Here is a 257-nt window from a genome sequence, read left to right as displayed (position 1 = left end):
GTTTGAACGGAAAGTTCAACAGGAACACCGAGCAACATGGCCTCTTTTACATGACGCCATTGATACTCATGAATAGCCTCGGCCTCGAGACCACAAAGGCACTTAGCCTCAGAGTTAGGTTTAAGAGTCAGGGTAATAAGTGATGCTGTCTGGTGAGACTTTACTATTTGAAAGCCTTCCCAGAATGAAGATAGGAAAGTATGATTCGGCATGAAAACGGTAGTTTGTGTATGATTTTTGTTTGGCGACTAAACCAT

Annotated in this window: 1 pseudogene; it reads right to left on the bottom strand. The window is 42.8% G+C overall.

Going from position 1 to position 257, the window contains the following annotated elements:
- A pseudogene (locus tag AB4209_RS22475) lies at positions 1-212 on the bottom strand (ISL3 family transposase); the annotation flags it as partial.
- Positions 213-257: the final 45 nt, after the last annotated feature.

The sequence above is a fragment of the Vibrio sp. 10N.286.48.C11 genome (genome assembly GCF_041469805.1).
Classification (GTDB): domain Bacteria; phylum Pseudomonadota; class Gammaproteobacteria; order Enterobacterales; family Vibrionaceae; genus Vibrio; species Vibrio crassostreae_C.
The sequence above is the reverse complement of the archived record's forward strand: the minus strand, read 5'-3'. Positions and strand labels throughout refer to the sequence as shown.